This window comes from Microbulbifer maximicatervae (SeqCode) (assembly GCF_052467225.1).
Map to the genome: position 1 here is coordinate 1,040,067 of NZ_CP174303.1, position 20,244 is coordinate 1,060,310.

At 52.1% G+C, this 20,244-nt stretch carries 16 protein-coding genes; 8 read left to right on the forward strand and 8 right to left on the reverse strand.

The annotated features are described in order from the left end of the window. Nucleotides 1-9: 9 nt before the first annotated feature. The 5 genes from ACJJIZ_RS04600 (at nt 10) to ACJJIZ_RS04620 (ending at nt 3,912) form a co-directional block, all read left to right on the forward strand. Nucleotides 10-537 carry a MotA/TolQ/ExbB proton channel family protein gene (locus ACJJIZ_RS04600; protein ID WP_444915343.1) on the forward strand — a complete coding sequence of 176 codons (528 nt, stop codon included), beginning with the start codon at nt 10-12 and terminating at the stop codon, nt 535-537. A 112-nt stretch (nt 538-649) separates the two neighbouring features. Next, nucleotides 650-1,051 (forward strand): ExbD/TolR family protein, encoded by a 402-nt coding sequence (locus tag ACJJIZ_RS04605; protein ID WP_444915344.1) that lies wholly within the window; start codon nt 650-652, stop codon nt 1,049-1,051. A 5-nt stretch (nt 1,052-1,056) separates the two neighbouring features. Continuing rightward, nucleotides 1,057-1,674: an energy transducer TonB gene (locus tag ACJJIZ_RS04610; protein ID WP_444915345.1), complete on the forward strand. Its 618-nt coding sequence runs from the start codon at nt 1,057-1,059 to the stop codon at nt 1,672-1,674. Between the two features lie 14 nt (nt 1,675-1,688). Further along, entirely contained in the window at nt 1,689-3,041 is a 1,353-nt protein-coding gene (locus ACJJIZ_RS04615) for a tetratricopeptide repeat protein (RefSeq protein ID WP_444915346.1), read from the forward strand. Between the two features lie 226 nt (nt 3,042-3,267). Beyond that, a complete protein-coding gene (locus tag ACJJIZ_RS04620; RefSeq protein WP_444915347.1) occupies nt 3,268-3,912 on the forward strand; it encodes an energy transducer TonB in 645 nt (214 codons plus the stop codon). Nucleotides 3,913-3,954: 42 nt separating this feature from the next. On the opposite strand, the gene ilvD is transcribed toward ACJJIZ_RS04620, so the two are convergent. The 6 genes from ilvD to ACJJIZ_RS04650 form a co-directional block, all read right to left on the reverse strand. After that, nucleotides 3,955-5,787 carry a dihydroxy-acid dehydratase gene (gene ilvD, locus ACJJIZ_RS04625; RefSeq protein ID WP_444915348.1) on the reverse strand — a complete coding sequence of 611 codons (1,833 nt, stop codon included), beginning with the start codon at nt 5,785-5,787 and terminating at the stop codon, nt 3,955-3,957. 127 nt (nt 5,788-5,914) lie between these two features. Beyond that, complete coding sequence (gene argA, locus ACJJIZ_RS04630; RefSeq protein WP_444915349.1) at nt 5,915-7,237, reverse strand: amino-acid N-acetyltransferase; 1,323 nt, start codon at nt 7,235-7,237, stop codon at nt 5,915-5,917. Between the two features lie 59 nt (nt 7,238-7,296). Continuing rightward, entirely contained in the window at nt 7,297-8,460 is a 1,164-nt protein-coding gene (argE, locus tag ACJJIZ_RS04635; RefSeq protein WP_444915350.1) for an acetylornithine deacetylase, read from the reverse strand. Next, the gene (locus ACJJIZ_RS04640; RefSeq protein WP_444915351.1) at nt 8,438-9,316 is read right to left on the reverse strand and encodes a carboxylate/amino acid/amine transporter; all 879 of its coding nucleotides are present in this window, start codon (nt 9,314-9,316) and stop codon (nt 8,438-8,440) included. Before ACJJIZ_RS04640 ends, argE begins: the two co-directional genes overlap by 23 nt. Before the next feature lie 182 nt (nt 9,317-9,498). Next, entirely contained in the window at nt 9,499-10,773 is a 1,275-nt protein-coding gene (locus ACJJIZ_RS04645; protein WP_282930993.1) for an inorganic phosphate transporter, read from the reverse strand. Nucleotides 10,774-10,783: 10 nt separating this feature from the next. Beyond that, a complete protein-coding gene (locus ACJJIZ_RS04650) occupies nt 10,784-11,461 on the reverse strand; it encodes a TIGR00153 family protein (RefSeq protein ID WP_444915352.1) in 678 nt (225 codons plus the stop codon). Nucleotides 11,462-11,607: 146 nt separating this feature from the next. Here ACJJIZ_RS04650 and tfpB point away from each other — a divergent pair, with 146 nt between their 5' ends. From tfpB to ACJJIZ_RS04665, 3 genes are all read left to right on the forward strand, one after another. Continuing rightward, nucleotides 11,608-13,383 carry a type IV pilus assembly ATPase TfpB gene (gene tfpB, locus ACJJIZ_RS04655; RefSeq protein WP_444915353.1) on the forward strand — a complete coding sequence of 592 codons (1,776 nt, stop codon included), beginning with the start codon at nt 11,608-11,610 and terminating at the stop codon, nt 13,381-13,383. Nucleotides 13,384-13,552: 169 nt separating this feature from the next. Beyond that, nucleotides 13,553-16,396, forward strand: coding sequence for a bifunctional [glutamate--ammonia ligase]-adenylyl-L-tyrosine phosphorylase/[glutamate--ammonia-ligase] adenylyltransferase (gene glnE, locus ACJJIZ_RS04660; protein WP_444915354.1), 2,844 nt, complete (start codon nt 13,553-13,555; stop codon nt 16,394-16,396). A gap of 59 nt (nt 16,397-16,455) precedes the next feature. After that, nucleotides 16,456-17,409 carry a branched-chain amino acid transaminase gene (locus ACJJIZ_RS04665; protein ID WP_444895899.1) on the forward strand — a complete coding sequence of 318 codons (954 nt, stop codon included), beginning with the start codon at nt 16,456-16,458 and terminating at the stop codon, nt 17,407-17,409. Nucleotides 17,410-17,461: 52 nt separating this feature from the next. Here the strand turns inward: ACJJIZ_RS04665 and ACJJIZ_RS04670 are convergent, their stop codons facing one another. Both ACJJIZ_RS04670 and ACJJIZ_RS04675 read right to left on the reverse strand, forming a co-directional pair. After that, nucleotides 17,462-18,805 (reverse strand): UDP-glucose dehydrogenase family protein, encoded by a 1,344-nt coding sequence (locus ACJJIZ_RS04670; RefSeq protein ID WP_444915355.1) that lies wholly within the window; start codon nt 18,803-18,805, stop codon nt 17,462-17,464. Next, on the reverse strand, nt 18,805-20,106 hold the full coding sequence (locus tag ACJJIZ_RS04675) for an O-antigen ligase family protein (protein WP_444915356.1): 1,302 nt from the start codon (nt 20,104-20,106) through the stop codon (nt 18,805-18,807). The genes ACJJIZ_RS04670 and ACJJIZ_RS04675 overlap by 1 nt, the downstream gene beginning before the upstream one ends. Nucleotides 20,107-20,244 lie beyond the last annotated feature (138 nt).

Here is a 20,244-nt window from a genome sequence, read left to right on the forward strand (position 1 = left end):
GGCGGCAACATGCACGCATTAAATGACGCATGGGCCGCCGTCAACGCCTTTATGGCGTCGGGCGGGCCAGTACTGTTCCTGATCGCCGGCCTGACCTTCTTTATGTGGACGCTGATTTTTGAACGTATTTTCTACTTTAACAAAGGGTTGAAAAGTGACGTTCAGGGTGCGGTAGACCAGTGGGAGGGGCGCGGTGAGCGCAAATCCTGGGGTTCGCACCAGATCCGTTATGCAATGATTTCCCGGGTATCCGAGAAAATTCAGGACAATATGGACATGATCCAAGCCTGTGTCGCCCTGGCCCCTCTGTTTGGGCTGCTGGGTACGGTTTGGGGCATGATCAACGTGTTCGATGTTCTCGCGATTACAGGTGGTGGCGACGCCAAGCAGATGGCCAGTGGTGTATCCATGGCAACTATCCCGACAATGGCGGGTATGGTTGCGGCCCTGTCAGGTGTATTTGCCAATACCTACCTCGCCCGTAAAGCTGAGCGTGAAACCCAGCTGCTCGAAGATCATCTGACAATGGATCACTAAGCATCCACCAGCGAATAAGCCAGCTTATTTGCTGTGAAGGTTTAGCCAAGCCAGATACTTTCGCCGGGGGCTCCCCGAGCCCCCGCTGGAAAAGTTCGCTAAGAGAGTTGCTATGAGCAAAAGACAAAATACGGCAGAAGAAGAAGCCGGCGCAATTGACCTCACGCCCATGCTGGACGTGGTGTTTATCATGCTGATCTTCTTTATCGTCACTGCGACCTTTATCAAGGAGCCGGGTGCTGATGTTGAGAAGCCGGAAGCGACAACCGCTGAACTCAAGGCCGCCTCTATTCTGGTAGCGATCAACGACAGTGACGAGGTCTGGATTGCCAAAGAGAAGGTCGATGAGCGTCAGGTACGAATTGTCCTGGAGCGTCTCTACTCGGAAAACCCGAAAGGGTGGTTGGTAATTCAGCCCGATAAGGGAGCAAGTATTGAGAAGATTGCCCTGATTGCAGACGCAGCCAGGAAGATTGGTATCAAGAAAGTTTCCGTCGCTACAGAGAAGAGTTAACAGCTATGAATCCGGTAAGACTTCTTGGGGCAGGTACGCTGGCGTTAGCCACAACCTTTGGCCTCATCTTCACCATGCATCAGCTGATTGCGGCAAACATGAAGGCTCCAGAGGATAAGGAGCAGTTCAAGGTTGCCGATGTGGTGATGCCTGAGACGAAGATTGAAACACAGTACGACACCGCCAAGCCGGTAAAACCAGACGAGCCAGAGACTCCGCCACCGGAGATGCCGGAGCCCGACTTTGAGGAGCCGAATATTGATGGCAACATCAGTATCGCCGCTCCGAAAGCAGGAGGTGGGGTTAAGCTGTCTGGCTTCAGTTTTGGTGAAGGTGACTACCTACCGATCGTAAAAGTACAGCCTCAGTACCCCCGTCGCGCTCTACAGCGCGGTATGGAAGGCTATGTAATCGTTGAGTACACAGTGACGACAAACGGTTCTGTACGCGACCCGATCGTAATTGAGGCGTTTACGCTGCAAGGTAAACCGACCACGGTTTTCAATCGGGCTGCTCTGAAGTCCGCGCTGAAGTACAAGTACAAGCCGCGGGTAGTCGATGGCAAGCCGACCGAGGTTCCTAATGTTAGGACTAAGATCAGCTTTAACATGGCTAAGGACTAAAAAGGGGAAGCACTATGAAGTTGACGACCATCACTAAAGGTTTGTCCAAGTTCGCTCTGCGCACGTCAGTAGCGCTACCCTTGGTTCTGGCACCGACGGTCAGCGTTACCGTGCTGGATGCGGTGGGTGTATCAGCACCTTTCGCCTCTGCACAGGCGCAGGAACAAAAAAAGCCGAGCAAAGAAAAAACCCGTAAAGTTCCGGCGATGCGCGAAGTGGCGTATAAGAAGCTGGAAAAAGCCCAGGAAGCTGCGGATGCAGAGGATTGGGCAGCGGCACTAGTTGCACTGCAAGATATGGATGCAGCTAAGAAGCGCTTCAACGGCTATGAAATTGCCCAGATGTATAACTTTTTCGGTGTTGTTTACTACAGCACTGAGCGTTACAAAGAGGCGATTCCCTACTTTAAAAAGGTTCTGGACCAGGGTGAAAAAAACCTGCCGGTAGCTTTAGAAGTAGGCACTTTGTTTACACTGGCTCAGCTGTATTTTGTCACTGAGGATTACAAGCAGGCGATTAACTACCTAAACAAGTGGTTTAAGGTCTCCGATCGCATCACTGCGGACTCCTATGCCTTGCGCGCCCAGGCTTACAATCAGACTGGTAACCAGGACAAGGCCCTCGCGGATATCAATATCGCGGTATCCATGTACGAGAAAGAGAGCAAAACACCCAAGGAGAGTTGGTACGGATTGCAGCAGTACGTTTATTTCGAGCGCAACGACTACAAGAGCGTAGCCGCTGTTCTGGAAAAACTGGTGCAGTACTATCCTAAGCCGGTGTACTACAAAACGCTGGCTGCCATGTACGGTGAGCTCAAGCGTGACAAGGATCAGCTGCATATGATGGAAGCTGCTTACCTTGCCGGTGCACTGGAGAAAGATAGAGATCTGCTGAATATGGGGTATCTCTTTATGGGGCATGAAATGCCTTATAAAGGAGCCAAGGTGATTGCCAAGGGTATTCAAGACAAGAAGATCCCGCGCACGGCTAAAAACCTGGAAACCCTGGCCCAGGCATACCAGATGGCACAGGAGCTGCAAAAGGCGATTCCACAGCTGGAAGCGGCTGCACAGCTTTCCGATAAAGGTGAGATCTATTCACGCCTGGCCGGTATTTACCTGGATTTGGATCAGAACGAAAAAGCCATCGCTATGGGTAAAAAAGCCCTGGCAAAAGGCGGTATCAAGCGGGTTGACCAACTGCATATCGTAATGGGTATGGCAAATGCCAACCTGAAGCGTTATGACTCATCGTTAAAGAGCCTCAAGCTTGCACTGAAAGATGAACGCTCTGAGAAGTTCGCCAAACAGTGGATTACCTTTGTTGAGGGTGAAAAGAAGCGTGAAGAGCAGTTAGCCATCTAAAGCTGACCCGCTTTCCAGGTTTCTTAAAAGGCCGCACAGAAATGTGCGGCTTTTTTTATGCTTGCCTTCTGCCGTATGCCGATACAAAATTTTGATACAACCTGTATTAACAGACTATTTGCATTTTTTTGTAAATTGGCTAATGATTACTGGCAGCTGATCAGCTTTTCCATTTTCGGCATATGAATGCCGCTTATCGCACCCTAACAATAATAGGAGAGGTGTTATGGACAGAGCTTGCCAGTCGATTTCCAACCCCTTATTTTTCCCCCCACATTTACTCGCGGGTTACACAAAGAGTCTGGGTTTTGCCGCTGCAATCACAGTTGGATTGATCTTTTTGATGAGTCAACTAGTAGCTACTGATATCGAGGAGCCCAAAGTTAGTTTGTTGCCTGCGATAAAACCGGTACATATGCCAAAAAAAGAGATTGTTACCCAAACTTATGAGGAGCCTACACCGCCGCAAGCTGTGCTGGAGCAGCCGACGATGCGGGTTGAGGAAACTGAGGTAGCACCGGTTACGATGAATGTGGTGATTGGTACGCCCACTCCAGTCACTTCTACTGGGGTGCAAATATCGCGCGACCCCTTACCAGTTTATAAAGCTAAACCGCGATACCCCAATGCGGCACTGCGCAGGGGGATAGAGGGGTATGCCGTTGTAGAATTTACGGTAACCAAAACGGGGGCGGTACGTGATGCTCGCGTGGTTGGGGGCTATGACTCTAATGGTAACCCCACGAGCGTATTTGATCGCTCAGCTGTAGCCGCGGCAGAACGGTTTAAGTATCGACCCCAAATGGAGAATGGCCAACCAGTGGAACGCTACGGGGTACGCAATCGAATCAGTTACAAAATAGCGGAATAAAAAAACGGCCCTTTGGGGCCGTTTTGTTTAGAACAGTTTTAATCAGTCAATTTCCCTCACCGCCCCGCGGTCTGCACTGGTGGCAAGCATGGCATAGGCTTTCAGTGCTTTGCTGACTTTACGAGGGCGCTTTTCGATGGGCTTCCATCCATTGGGGTTTTCTTCCATTTCTTGGCGCCGCTTATCGAGTTCACTTTCCTCAATAGCGATTTCAATTTTCCTCGTTGGAATATTAATACGTATTAGATCGCCATTGCGCACGAGAGCGATGTTACCTCCAGACGCCGCCTCCGGTGAAACATGTCCAATAGAGAGGCCCGAAGTTCCTCCTGAGAAGCGGCCATCGGTAATCAATGCGCAGTGCTCACCGAGTCCTTTGGACTTTAAATAACTGGTGGGGTAAAGCATCTCTTGCATTCCAGGTCCACCTTTAGGACCCTCATAGCGAACGATAACAGCCTCCCCTTTACTGACCTTCCCTTCGAGGATATTGGAAACCGCCTCTTCCTGGCTTTCTACTACATGGGCGGGGCCTTCGAACTTCCACAGCGACTCATCGACGCCGGAAGTCTTCACTACACAGCCATTGGGGGCCAGGTTACCAAAGAGAACGGCGAGCCCTCCCTCAGAGGAGTAGGCGTGCTCCGCAGAACGGATACAGCCGCGCTGGCGATCGGCATCTAAAGTGGACCAGCGGCAATCCTGGCTGAAAGCTGTTTGCGTGGGAATGCCTGCGGGGCCCGCGCGATAGAATTCCAGTACAGATTGGTCGTCCGTGCGGCAAATATCCCAGCGCGCCAGGGCATCGGCGAGTGAACCACCGTAGGCGGTTGGCAGCGAGGAGTCGATAAGACCTGCGGCCTCCAACTCCCCGAGGATGGCCATTACACCACCGGCGCGGTGTACATCTTCTATATGGTATTTCTCGGTATTGGGGGCAACCTTGCACAGCTGTGGAACCTCACGGGAGAGGCTGTCGATATCTTCCAGGGTAAAGTCAATCTCACCCTCTTGAGCAGTTGCCAGCAGGTGCAGGATGGTATTTGTGGAGCCTCCCATGGCGATATCGAGAGCCATGGCATTGCGGAAGGCTGTGCGGTTGGCGATGTTGCGCGGCAGGGCAGTTTCGTCATCCTGCTCATAGTAGCGTTTGGTCAGGGTTACGATCTCGCGGCCAGCGCGGAGGAATAGCTCCTTGCGGTCGGCGTGAGTCGCTAGCATGGTGCCGTTACCAGGGAGTGAAAGCCCCAGAGCCTCGGTCAGGCAGTTCATGGAGTTCGCTGTAAACATTCCTGAGCAGGAGCCGCAGGTCGGGCAGGCAGAGCGCTCATACTCAGCAACTTCCTCGTCGGAGGCCGTATCTGTAGCGGCGATCACCATAGCATCTACTAAGTCGAGCTTGTGGTCAGCCAGCTTGGTTTTGCCGGCCTCCATGGGGCCACCGGAGACAAAGATAACTGGAATGTTCAGGCGCATGGCTGCCATCATCATTCCCGGTGTGATCTTGTCACAGTTGGAGATACAAACCAGGGCGTCGGCACAGTGGGCATTGACCATATACTCCACTGAGTCAGCGATAATTTCGCGGCTGGGCAGGCTATAGAGCATGCCGTCGTGACCCATTGCGATACCGTCATCCACAGCGATCGTATTGAACTCCTTGGCCACGCCGCCGGCGCGTTCAATCTCCCTTGCGACAAGCTGACCCATATCTTTTAGGTGTACGTGTCCGGGGACAAACTGGGTAAAAGAGTTTGCGATGGCAATGATTGGCTTATGGAAGTCCTCGTCCGTCATACCGGTGGCACGCCACAAGGCGCGGGCTCCGGCCATATTGCGACCGGCGGTAGAGGTGCGGGAGCGGTATTGGGGCATAGTCACAGATTCCAGCTGGCAACAATGAATGCGCCAGCTTAGCAAAAAATGGACTTTCCTGGGATGTTTTTGCGCCCAAACTACCCATCAAAGGAGTAATAAGGATAAATATTTCAAATTTCTGTGACTAAGTGGACTGACTTTTCCCCAGGCGTTTACGCAGGATTCTCGAATTGCGCTGAATGTTGTACAGGGACTTTCGCGCGGTAGGCAGCTCACTGATACCGACTTGCTCAAAACCCTGCTCGATAAACCAGTGCTCTGTCTGGGTGGTGAGGACGTAGAGTTCATCAACCTGGACTGTTTGCGCCTGCCTCTCAAGGTGGCGCATCAGCTTGGCTCCACGCCCGCCACCGCGAAATTCTGGGTGGCTGGCAAGGCAGGCAACTTCGGCTGCTGTGGTAGTGCCCCTATCATCCTTAATGGGATACAGAGCAGCACAGGCAACTGGAGTACCATCCACTTCCACAAGCGTGAAGTGTTCAATTTCTGCCTCGAGCTTCTCACGGGAGCGCCGTACCAAAACGCCATCTTTCTCTAACGGACGAATCAGTCCAAGAATGCCGCCCACATCGGTAATTCGCGCTCTCCGCACAACTTCGTAGCTGTCCCGGTAAATCATGGTGCCGGCGCCTTCACGGCGGAATAGCTCCTGAATTAAGGCGCCGTTTTTACAAAAGCTAAGTAGATGTGTACGGGCGATCCCTGCATTACAGGCTCGAATGGCGCAGCGCAGAGTTGCGCTTTGCACCTTGGGTGAAACTTGCTCTGCCTGCAAAATACTCAATTCGTGTACCGAATTTCCGTCCACTTGGAGTTGCTCAGGTTCGCGGAATAGCACTAGTTTCTCGGCGCGCAATACCCTGGAAGCTTCAGCGGCCAGATCCAGGTAATTGATATTGAAAAGCTCCCCGGTCAGGGATGTGCCCAGGGGAGAAAGGAGTACCAGGGAACCCTGATCCAGGTTTTGTTCCAGAGTGCTGGTGTCCATACGTCGCACGGTGCCGGTCCAGCCCAGGTCCACGCCATCGAGCACGCCACTGGGGCGGGCGGTAACAAAATTGCCCGAGACTACCTTGAGGGCCGAACGCGCCATCGGTGAGTCTGGCAGTCCCTGGGAAAATGCGGCTTCAATATCGAAGCGCAGTTTACCCACGACAGACTTAACAATCTCCAATGTCTCTCGATTGGTAATACGCTGGTTCTCGTGAAACCGATTTTCTATGCCGCGCTCATCCAGGGCTCGATTAATTTGTTCCCGCGCGCCGTGCACAACAACCAAGCGAACCCCAAGGCTGGCGAGCAGCGCCATATCGTGTACTAGATTGCGGAAATTGGCGTGCTCTAAAGCGTCGCCGGGGATACCAATTACTAAAGTGCGACCGCGCAGGTCGTTGATGTAAGGTGCCGCGTGGCGAAACCAGTTCAGGGAGGCGTTATCGTCGCTCACTAATTCTTACCGTGTGCAAGTCTTGTGGTGTTAAAGCCCCGGAGGCTGTCGCAGGCAGATTAAAGGCAAAAGCGGCCAATCAAGTCGCGCAGAATGTTGACCATAGGGTTGATACGATCCAGGGCGAGAAATTCATCCGGCTGATGAGCTTGGTCAATATCGCCGGGGCCGAGCACGATAGTGTCAATATTCAAACTCTTCAAGTAGGGCGCTTCAGTACCAAAGGCAACACTTTCAGCGGGATGGCCACAAAGTTGTTCTGCGACTTTTACTAACTCTGAATGGGCATCCTGTTCAAAGGGCGCAGTGCCAGGGAATAAAGAGGCCACTTCCACCTGAATTTTATTGTCTTGTGGAATGGTAAGGATACGTTTGTTTAGTTCTTCCCGCAGGTCCGTAAGCTGCATTCCTGGCAACGGGCGAATATCAAACTGGAGTTCTGTGTGGCCGCAGATCCGATTGGGATTGTCACCCCCATGGATACAGCCTAAGTTCATCGTGGGTACTGGAACGGCGAATCCGGGGTTGTTGTATTTTTGCTGCCACTCTTTTCGCAGTGTTAATAGCTCACCGATAACTTTATGCATGGCCTCGAGCGCGTTGGCCCCTAAACTGGGATCTGATGAGTGGCCGGATTGCCCGGTAATACGCACAGCTTCCATCATAACGCCTTTGTGCATACGTATCGGGCGAAGCCCGGTGGGCTCACCAATTACCGCGTAGCGCGCTTGGGGTTTGCCAGCCTGCACCAGGGCGCGGGCACCACTCATACTTGTTTCTTCATCGGCTGTTGCCAAAACAATCAATGGTTTTTGTAGAGGCTTGTCGAGAAAAGTCTGCACGGCCTCAATAACCAGAGGGAAAAAACCCTTCATATCACTGGTGCCGAGACCGTATAAGCGGTTGTCGCGCTCTAAAACCTTAAAGGGGTCCGATTGCCAGCGCCCCGCATCAAAGGGGACTGTATCAGTATGTCCGGATAGAACGAGCCCGCCTCTATCACCACCTTTACCGCCGAGAGTAGCAATCATATTGGCTTTGTTGGGAGAGCCCTTTAAAGGCATTATCTCTACATTGAAACCAAGTCCTTCTAACCATCCACCCAGTAGCTCAACCACCGGGCGGTTACCCATATCCAGGGAAGGATCGGTTGCACTGACACTGGGGCAGGCAATCAGTTGATGTAATTGGGTCTTCAGGTCAGGTACTGCGATACTCGCCATGGTGACTTTCCCTACTCTTGTTGCGCCATTCATTCAAGATAACAGCGGCTCCGATCAGTCCTCCCCCAAGGGCGAGACGGGTTAGATCGGCATCCCGATTCCAGATTAACAGATTTACCAATAAGCCAGCGGGAATCAGTGCATTATTCATTGCGGCCAGGGTACCAGTAGAGACCTGCGTAGCACCCTTGTTCCACAAAAAGTACCCCAGACCTGATGCCACCAATCCCAGCCAGAGTAGAACACCCCATTGCTGTGAGCCCTGTGGGTACTGCGGTTTCCCAAGCAGGAGCCAGGCAATAACAGTGATCAAGCTGGCGCCGACAAAAAACCAAGCGAAGGTTTGTCTCGGGAGGAGGCCTTGCTCTCTGGACATCAGGCGCTTGTATGCCACCTGCCCCACGGCAAAACATAGGTTGGCACCCTGGACGACTGCAAACCCAATCCAAAAGTCGTTACTGGGAGAGCCCCAGCGAATAGTGGCTGCTCCCAATACGGCTACGGCTGCGATAGTGAGGTTCCAGACAGAAAAGTGCTTGTTAAGGAAGTCCTCAAGGGCGGTGATATACAGGGGAGTGAAAATAGTAAATAGAAGTACTTCGGGGACACTGAGCAGTAAGAATGACTGGTAGTAAAACAAGTACATCAGCCCCAGCTGTACAGCACCGATCACAATTAAACGTATCGCGGTACGGGGAGGGCAACACTTCCATTTCAGCATGGGTAGAAATACCGCTGTGGCAAGGAGCACCCGTGTCATTGCGGAAAAATAGCTATCCACCTGTCCGGCCAGGTAGACGCCTATCAAACTGAAGGAAAAGGCCCACAGAAGAGTGACAAACAACAGTAATGGCATCAGGGTGAATTCGCAGGCATAGATTGGTCGGCGGGCTCGGCCCAGTTTATTGCCCTAAATATTAATGCCAGAGGAGCGAAATAGATATCGACAGGGAGCCTTACTAAAGTGGTGGATATGAGGGGCATAAAAAAGGGGGCTTTAGCCCCCTTTGCTGATCTGCTCTGTGTGCTGCTTCGGTTTTAGCCGAACAAGCCTTTGAAGAAGTAGAAGAACAGGATCGCAATACCTGCACCCGCTGGGAGGGTGACTACCCAGGATGCGGCGATAGTGGTGATCATACGCAGGTTCAGTGCGCCAATACCCCGTGCGAGGCCAACACCCAATACCGCGCCCACCAGAGTGTGAGTCGTGGAAATTGGCAGGCCGGTACCAGATGCCAGTACGACGGTGGAGGCCGCACCCAGCTCGGCAGCGAAGCCACGGCTCGGGGTCAGCTCGGTGATTTTCTTACCGATAGTGGCCATTACCTTAAAGCCGTATGTCGCCAGGCCCACCACGATACCGATACCGCCGAGCAGTAATATCCAGGAAGGCATAGTGGATTTAACGGTGATAGCGCCGCTCTGGATGGTGTTAACTACGGCAGCCAGAGGACCAACGGCGTTGGCGACATCGTTGGAGCCGTGAGCGAAGGCCATGGCACAGGCGGTGAAGACCATCAGGATCGCAAATACGCGCTCGACGTTGGCGAAACGGTTTTCAGCTTCAGCTGCCGGGTCGCGCTGGACGCGCTTGAGCATGGTGACTCCGATACCGGCGACAGCAAGGCCCACCAGGGCGGCGATACCGGCATCCTGAATAAAGCTGAGCTGGATATTGGCATCTTTAAGAACGTGCTTGAGGCCCTTGGTAAGGGTCACCATGGCAATCATCCAGCCCACTGCAAACATGTAGAAGGGGATGTAGCGCTTGGCATTGTTGAAGGGGTCTTCCGTATCTAGGATCAGGCGCTGGACACTGCGGAATAACAGGAAAGAAAGGGTGCCCGCGAGAACCGGGGAGACCACCCAACTAGCCACGATGCTGCCCACTTTACCCCAGGCCACTGCATCTGGGGATATACCTACCGCAGAGAAGCCGACAATTGCGCCGACAATAGAGTGGGTGGTGGATACCGGCCAGCCGAGAATACTGGCTACCAGCAGCCAGGTGCCCGCCGCCAGCAGTGCCGAAAGCATACCGTATACCAACAGTTGCGGTTGGGCGGCGAAGACTTCAGAATCGATAATGCCTTTGCGGATAGTTGCGGTAACCTCTCCGCCTGCCAAATAGGCGCCGGCAAATTCAAAGATCATGGCGATAACAATCGCCTGCTTGATAGTCAGTGCACGGGAACCTACGGAGGTACCCATGGCGTTGGCTACGTCGTTGGCACCGACGCCCCAGGCCATAAAGAAGCCTGCCACACAGGCCAAAATCAATAATATATGGCCGTATTGACTAATAATTTCCACGCCAAACCCCCTAACGTGCTAACAACAACTGCAATCGGTTGCCCACGCTGTGGGCGCGATCGGCGAGTTCACCGATCCATTCAATAACCCGGTAGAGGAACATAACGTCCACCGGAGGTAAGTCTTTCTCAATAGCAAACAACGACGCGCGAATTTCGACTTCAAGCTTGTCTGACTTGCGCTCCAGTTCATCCAGCTCTTCGGTCATGCGTTTGGCGATATCCACCTCGCGCCCGGCAAAGCCGCTTTCCAGCAACTCGTCCAGTTCGTTGATCGCGCGCAGTGCCTGTGCAGAGGTGGCGACAGCGCTCTCCACAAAGGTGGTCATCAAGGATTGGAGAGATGCGGGAATCTGCATCTTCCTGCCTACAGCCAGACCAGCGATATCCTGGGCAGTGTTGGCTACCTCATCCTGGGCATGCAGCAATTCCAGCAAGTCGGTCCTGGACACTGGCATAAACAGGCTGTCCGGCAGATGCAGACGCAGGTCTCTCTTGATATCGTCAGCGCGATTCTCCGATGCGGAGATGCGCAGTTGGATCTGTTCTGCCTCTTTGAGGTCACCTTTGATCAGTGCTTCAAAGAAGGGGATCAGGTCAGCCGATGCCTCGTGGGCCGTAGCCATATGCTTCTCGATTGGCTTAATCGGAGAGCGGCCAAATAAGTTGGCAATATTCGACAGGGCCATGGTTAGCTCCATTGCTCAGAATGCGAAAACGGCGGCATGGTACCCCAATCGGGGCAACTTCGTAACAGTGCGTTAACAGCGCACTTTCACAGCTTGATGATAGGGCTACAATGCAACGTCGCCATATGAGAATAAAGGGGTTGCCAATGGCAGAGAGCAGAGTTGCAGACCGCATACTGGAACTGCGCGGATTACTGGAAGATTTGGTGGGGCAGGGCTTTATTAGCCGAGAGGATGCCAACCGCATTGTCGGGACTCCGCGGACAGCAGAACAGGCCCAGATGCACCCGCTCAGCTATATCGCCAGTTGTGACCTGGCCAACCGCAAGCAACCGGGTAGCCTGCTCAATAGTGAAACCCTCAGTGCCTGGTTAGCGGAGAGCTCTTCCCACCCCTTGTATCATATTGATCCTCTGAAGGTTAATGTGAGCGCTGTCACCGAGGTGATGAGCTTTCAATTTGCTAAGCGCCACCAAATCCTCTGTGTCGAGGCGAGTACCGAAGAGCTTCTGGTGGCGACAGCTCAACCGTTTACCCATGGCTGGGAGGAGCAGCTGGAACATACCACCGGCCGTAGAGTTCGCCGTGTGGTGGCTGATCCGGCCGATATCAAGCGACATTGCGTCGAATTTTACTCCCTTTCCAATTCAATCTCTGGCGCAAGCGGCCTTCAGGGAACCTCAGCGGCAAATAATTTTGAACAGTTGCTGGAGTTAGGCGCCTTAAAGGACCCTGAAGCTAACGATCAACACATCGTCAATATCGTCGATTGGTTGTTGCAGCACGCCTTTGACCAGCGCGCCAGTGATATCCATATTGAACCACGCCGGGAAGTGGGACGTATTCGCTTTCGTATCGATGGCGTATTGCACCCGATACATGAGCTTCCAGACCAGGTAAATGCTGCGGTTACCAGTCGCCTGAAAATCCTCGGGCGCATGAATGTGGCGGAGAAACGCAAACCTCAGGATGGCCGTATCAAGACAAAAAGGCCAGATGGCAGCGAAGTGGAGTTGCGCCTCTCCACACTTCCCACAGCCTTTGGCGAGAAGTTGGTAATGCGGATCTTCGATCCAGAGGTTCTCGCGCGATCTTATTCCGACCTGGGACTGGGTGGTGATGACTTGGCTCGCTGGCAGGCGATGCTGTCACGGCCCAATGGTATCGTACTGGTCACCGGTCCTACCGGTTCGGGAAAAACCACCACTTTGTATACAGGCCTCAAGCAGCTGGCGACTAGTGCGGTGAATGTCTCTACCGTTGAAGACCCTATCGAAATGGTGGAAGAGAGCTTTAACCAAACTCAGGTTCACCATGCTATTGGCTTTGATTTTGCTGCAGGTATCAGAACCCTGATGCGCCAGGATCCAGACATTATCATGGTGGGCGAGATTCGCGACTTGGAAACTGCTCAGATGGCGGTACAAGCGGCACTGACAGGCCACCTGGTTATCTCAACCCTACATACCAATGACGCTCCAACAGCGGTTACCCGCTTATTGGACCTGGGCTTGCCGCATTATTTATTGAAGTCCACCATTCTCGGGGTGATGGCCCAGCGCTTGGTACGGACACTATGTCCCAGTTGCAAGCAGGAGGACAAAATTGAAGAGGCCGATTGGCAGTCTCTGGTGAGACCCTGGAGAGCGCCGTTGCCGGAGAAAGTCTACCGGCCGGAAGGTTGCCTGGAATGTCGTAATACGGGCTATCGTGGGCGTCAGGGAATTTATGAAATCCTGCCATTTAGCGAGTCGGTACAAGCTATTGTCACCTCCGATTGTGATCTACAGCAACTGCGGCGCCAGGCGATGCGCGAAGGTATGAATAGTCTGAGGCTTTCCGGTGCGAAAAAAGTAGCGGCGGGTTTGACTACTGTGGCAGAGGTATTGAGGGTGGCCCCACCGCCGGATATCGCTTTCTAGCTTGGGTGGCCTCTCTGAGATAACTGTTTGAAGATGTAGAGGCCAGTGAAGTGACCTTATAGGAGGGCTTGCTCGGCCACTCATCATTATCCGATACCACCGCTAGCTATCGGAATGCCGATAGCTAGGCAGAATTGCCCGCTGATATTCGCACCAAGGATTGCCCCTCATGTTTGACAACATTCCGTGCCCAAAACCTATCCGCGCTCAACTTCAGTCACTTTGGCATGACTGGTGTGGACTGACGGAGGCCGCGCTTGTTGTTGAGGTGGAGAGCTTGCTGGCAGAGCCATTGCTTGCGCAAGGAGTGGCTCGGAGCTTAATTGGTTCAGAATTTTTTTATCAACAGTGCTGTCGCCGCCCAGAGCTTTTACGGGATTTGTTACTTAAACAAGATCTTGGGCTCACCCTCCCGACCATAGAAAGTGATGAGGAGTTAGATCTTCAATTGCGCTTATTGCGTAACCGGGCAACAGCTGAGGTCATATTTCGCGATTTTGCCGACCAGTGGGATATTCCCCAGGCATGTCTGCGCCTCAGTGAATTGGCAGAGCTATCTATTCGCACGGCGATGCAATGGCACCATGAAAAGTTAGTGGATCGCTATGGCGAGCCTCGTAGTAGAGCCGGCGATAGTCAGTCGATGGTGGTGTTGGGGATGGGCAAATTGGGAGCCCGGGAGCTCAATCTCTCATCGGATATTGACCTGATTTTTGCCTACCCTGAGCCTGGTTATACCGATGGCGAAAAGAGTGTAGAAAATCAGCAGTTTTTCCAAAAACTTGGCCAGCGTTTGATTAAATCGTTGGATGGAATCAATGCGGATGGTTTTGTTTTTCGTGTAGATATGCGTTTGCGTCCCTATGGTGACAGTGGTCCCCTGGTAAGCCATTTCGCTGCTCTGGAGGACTATTACCAGACTCAGGGGCGTGAATGGGAGCGCTACGCCATGGTCAAAGCTCGCCCTGTTGCTGGCAGGGAGGCGTTTTCTGAAGAGCTGATGGAGTTGTTGCGCCCATTTACTTATCGCCGCTATATCGATTTCAGTGCTATTGATGCTTTGCGTGAAATGAAAGCCTTGATACAGCGGCAAGTGCGCGCTCGCGGTTTAACGGACAATATCAAACTTGGGCGGGGCGGCATACGCGAGTTGGAATTTATTGCCCAGGCATTCCAGTTAATTCGCGGAGGGCGCGAACCCGCGCTGCGCGAGCGCAGCTTGCTCAAGCTACTGCCCCTTTTGGAAAGTGATGGCCATGTTGAACCGGGAGTGGCCAGTGAACTGACCAATTGTTATTTGTTGCTGCGGAGAGTTGAACACGCTCTTCAGGCATACCGGGATCAGCAGACACAGGCGCTCCCAGCTGAGGAGGAAGAAAGGGAAAAATTGGCATTTGCCCTGGGCCGCGATAATTGGGAGCAATTGGAGAGTGAGCTGGTCGATGTTCGTTCCTTAGTTGAGCGGGAGTTCGATACTGTAATCGCTCCACCAGAGGAGATGGCCGCCCCCAGTGTGGCTGAAGAGTGGCAGGGACTCTGGGCAAGTTGCGCCGATGAAACTGCGAATGAAGAGAATTTGCAGATTTTGGAAAGTGCAGGGTTTCTTCCTCCACCGCAGGCACTCGAGCACTTAAAGGAGCTGTGCCAGTCAACAATGGTTGCGGCACTACCTGCTTCTTCCCGTGCGCGCCTAGACCAATTTATGCCTACGCTACTGGCCGCAGCAGGGTTACAGGCTGATCCCTTGTTAGTGCTAACCCGTGTTTTACCTTTAGTGCGCTCAGTACTGCGTCGCAGTGCCTATCTCGTCCTGATTAATGAAAATCCCCCCGTGCTCAACCAGCTGGTGCGCCTCTGTAGTGCCAGTCCGTGGATTGCTGAGCAACTTGCGCGCCATCCAATTCTGCTGGATGAGTTACTGGATTCCCGCAGGTTACTGGCACCCTCTACGGCGGCAGATATTGCCAATGAGCTGCGTCTCGAATTGTTGCGGATCGATCCTGAAGATCTGGAATTGCAAATGGAGGCGCTTCGATATTTTAAACAGAGTCAAAGCCTGCGCATTGCGGCACAAGAGGTGAATGGTGCCCTGCCTTTGATGAAAGTCAGTGATTCCCTTACCTGGTTGGCAGAGGCGATATTGCAGCAGTCATTGCAACTCGCCTGGGCACAGATGGTGGATAAATACGGTGTGCCTGCGGGGGCCTCGGCAGAGGATATGCACTTTGCCATTATCGCCTACGGAAAGCTGGGGGGGTTGGAGCTTGGCCACGGTTCTGACCTGGATATTGTTTTTGTGCACGATGCAGATGCGATGCAGGTTACCGACGGTAAAACCAGTATTGATAACCTGAGCTTTTTTACCCGACTAGCACAGCGACTTATCCACATATTGCAAACCCGTACATTGAGCGGGCCTCTTTATGAGGTAGACACAAGACTGCGCCCTTCGGGTAATTCAGGACTCTTGGTGACTTCATTGGCTGCCTTTGAAAAATACCAGAGGGAGAGTGCCTGGACCTGGGAGCATCAGGCGCTGGTGAGAGCTCGATCTGTCGCCGGTAGTCTCCGCCTGAGTGAGTCGTTTCAACAGTTGCGTACGAAATTGCTTTGCCAGTCGCGAAAGAGCGATAAATTGCGTGATGAGGTGGTGGAAATGCGCAATAAAATGCGTGCGCACCTCGATAAGAGCAACGATAAAAAGTTTGATCTAAAGCACGGTGAGGGCGGTATTGTCGATATTGAATTTATGGTTCAATATGCTGCTCTGGCCTGGGCAAAAATTTCGCCCTCGATCGTGCGGTATACCGATAATATTCGCATTCTCGAAAGTCTAATTGACGCAGGCCTGATGCCGGCCCAACAAGCCGGACATCTGATCGACGCCTACAAAGCCTACCGATCTGAAGGTCATCGCCTGGCACTACAACAACTGCCAGGGATTGTGAGCGATGACCAATTCACAGCGGAAAGAAAGACCGTTCAAACAAACTGGCAGCAATTACTCGGTTAACACCGGGTTTCTACCTGCTGCCCGATTAAACTGTTTTTCAGGATTTGTAGGAGTTACCCATGTCTTTTGCCGACCGCGACGGCGTTATCTGGTTTGATGGTGAATTGGTTCCCTGGCGCGATGCCCGGGTGCATGTCCTCACTCATACCCTGCACTATGGAATGGGGGTGTTTGAAGGCGTACGGGCTTATGAAACCGGTAACGGCACCAGTATCTTTCGTTTGCAAGAGCACACCCGTCGGTTGTTTCGCTCTGCAAAAATAATGAATATCCCAATGCCCTACAGCACTGATGAGCTGAATGAAGCTCAGCGGCTTGTGGTGCGCGAAAATAACTTGCGCCAAGCTTACTTGAGACCAATGGTATTTTACGGGTCAGAGGGAATGGGGTTACGCGCAGAAAATCTTTCAACCCATGTGATTGTCGCTTCCTGGGAGTGGCCCAGCTACATGAGCCCCGAGGCGTTGGAGCAGGGGATTAAGGTGAATACCTCCTCATACACCCGACACCATGTGAATATCAGCATGTGTAAGGCGAAAGCCAATGGTAACTATATAAACTCGATGCTGGCGTTACAGGAGGCAGTGCGCAATGGCTGCGAGGAGGCGTTATTACTGGACCCCGAGGGTTATGTTGCTGAGGGTAGTGGAGAAAATGTCTTCATTGTTCGCGATGGGACTATTTATACCCCGGAGCTGACGTCGTGCCTGGATGGAATTACCCGAGATACAGTTATTGAGCTGGCACGGGAGTGCGGCTATAGGGTGCTAGAGAAGCGTATCACTCGGGACGAAGTCTATATCGCTGACGAAGCGTTTTTTACTGGCACAGCGGCGGAAGTATTGCCCATTAGTGAGTTGGATGGGCGTTCTATCGGCAGTGGTCGTCGCGGCCCTATTACCGGTCGTTTGCAAAACCTTTATTTTGATGTGGTACATGGGCGTAGTGCTGCGCATCGGGGTTGGCTCAGTGATGTAGCGGGCCAGGCAGAAGTAAAGATGCGAATAGCATGACAGAAAATAAAAACCCGGCAGATGCCGGGTTTTTATTTTAAGTAAGGCTTACTTAGTAAGAGCTGGTGGTGTCCGGGCGCCCTACGCAGTAATAATCAAAGCCTGCCTCGCGCATTTCCTCTGGTTCGTACTGGTTGCGTCCGTCAAACACAACCGGGGCACTGAGAGCACTGCTTACTTCATCGATATCAAGAGATTTGAACTGTTGCCATTCGGTCGCGACAATCAGGGCGTCGGCACCCTGTAAAGCCTCTGTCTTGGAGTCGCAAAGGGTCAGGTCTTCGCGATCGCCAAAAATTCGCTGACACTCCTCCATGGCCTCAGGGTCAAATGCTCGTACTTTCGCACCCTGCTCCCACAATCGAGCTAACAGCACACGGCTTGGGGCTTCGCGCATATCATCTGTATTGGGTTTGAATGACAGGCCCCAGAGCGCAAAAGTTTTGCCCTGAATATCTCCGTTAAAATGGCGTTGTATTTTTTCGGCGAGATAGTGTTTCTGGCGCTCGTTGCGGGATTCCACGGCGGCGAGAATATCTGCAGCAATGCCCAGCTGTTGAGCCGAGGAAATCAGGGCTTTCACATCTTTCGGGAAACAGGAGCCACCGTAGCCGATACCTGCGTAGATAAACTGGTAACCAACTCGTGGGTCTGAGCCGATTCCGGCCCGAACTGCTTCAATATCAGCGCCAACTTTATCGGCAATATTTGCCATCTCGTTCATAAAGCTGATTTTGGTCGCTAGCATGCAGTTGGCGGCATACTTGGTCAGCTCCGCGCTTTTAACGTCCATCACCAGGATTTTTTCGTGATTTCGGTTAAATGGTGCGTACAGGTGGCGAAGCTTCTGCTCTGATTCTTCTTCGGAGGTGCCGATAATAATTCGATCCGGGCGCATACAGTCATTGAGCGCCGAGCCCTCCTTGAGGAATTCAGGGTTGGAAATAATATCGAATGGCAGATCAGACCGGTCCAGTTTGGCGAGTTCCTCCTCAACGGCAGCCCGCACCTTATCGGCAGTCCCCACGGGTACTGTGGACTTATTGATAATGTATTTCTTGCACTCCATGTGTTTGGCAATGGTTCTGGCGACAGTCAACACATGGCGAAGGTCCGCCGAACCGTCCTCATCCGGGGGCGTACCTACGGCAATAAAGATCAATTCACCGTGTTCTACGCCGTAGGCGGCATCGGTTGAAAAGGACAGATTGCCGTTGGTGATACTGCTTTTCACCATAGGTTCGAGGCCGGGCTCATAGATAGGGATAACACCCTGCTTGAGACGATCGATCTTATCCGAGTCTATATCGATACAAACTACTTTATTGCCAGCTTCAGCTAAAACTGCTGCTTGCACCAGACCCACATAGCCGGTGCCAAAAACGGTTACATTCATCAGTGTGACTCTATCTCTCGACGGTTACTGTTTTGAGGATTGCTTTTTGGGAAAGTTTTACACTGCCCCGGGATCTGGTTTTCAAGATTACTTCGCGCCAGCAGAATAGCTAGGGGAATCCAGTAAAAGAACCAAATATAATTGGGTTTTGCCAAAGGTTGCTGGGCGTATGTCAGCATTGCCAATATACCGAACAGGAACCAGGTGAAGTACAAACCGGGGATCCAGCTCAGAAGCCTCTCTTTGGATCTCACTGTCCACAGGGCTGAGAGTCCTTGCCAGGCACAAGCGGCCACCCCCAATATCCCACTGAAGCGTGCGATATCCAGGAGGAAATTATGTGGATGGGGCACCATTCTGTTTAGCTCGATAAACTTCTTGTGCACTAGGCCTTGACCAAACAGTGGGGATTGCAGGAACTCTTCAAATGTCTTTTGCCAGAGTGTCATGCGAACGGAATAGGCACTACCCCGATGTAGAAGAGGCAGATCACCATACAGCGTAAAGTAGGCCAGGGGCAGCACACAAACTATGGCAACAACAACGAGTATCTTTAGCAGTCGTGAAAGATTGCCGAATACAACCAAAAAGATTGAGAAGCCCGCCATAACAATCGGTACTTTGGTTTGTGACAAAACTATATAGATACAGGAGGTGAGTAAACCTGCTCCTGATAGCCAGCGCCAAATACGGGGTTTTTGGTAGAGACCGTAGCAGCAAAAAAGGGCGTGGAAGCCGAACAGCATTCCTGTTTTATCAATATTGCCCTCTAGAGATATACCTCCAATCCGACGCAGATCTTGTAGGCTCCCCTCTAGGGCATAAGCAACTAATGAAGCAATGCCAGATAGCAGCCCAATCACAATAAGTGCGAGTAACAGCTGATGGAGGATAGTGTCGCCATACTGTTCCAGTAGGAAGTAGGTCGCACAGTAAAATAGAGACAGGTATAACACCAATTTCCAATAGTAATCAGGTTGCCTGTAAACGTCAGCGGTGTCAGGTGAGGCCCACAGGGTTGATAGCGCTAGTATGATTGGGAGGCTGCAAAAGGTTATAAATTGCCAAGAGAGCAGGAAGTGATAACTCTTTCTCCATGCCAGCAGTAAAAAGGCTGTGGGCAATAAAGTCAGGTAAAAACTGGTTTGTATCCCTGAAACCTTGGGAAAAATATAGAAGCCACATACCAGCAGAAATAGCCCCAGAAAGGCCCATTTAAGCAGACCTGAAATCCACAATGAGCTTTGCTGACGGTAAACGGGTTGAGAAAGCTTATTTAAAGTACTTCCAAGTTCAGGCATAGGTGCAACTGTCGGCCAAATAGAAAAGGTTGTATTAGGTGCGCGGAAATAGACTGTATGGTTGGATACTATATAAAAGTCTGTTGTCCATGAACGCTCGGAATTTGGTTTTTGGTGATAATTGCGGGGCTTTACACA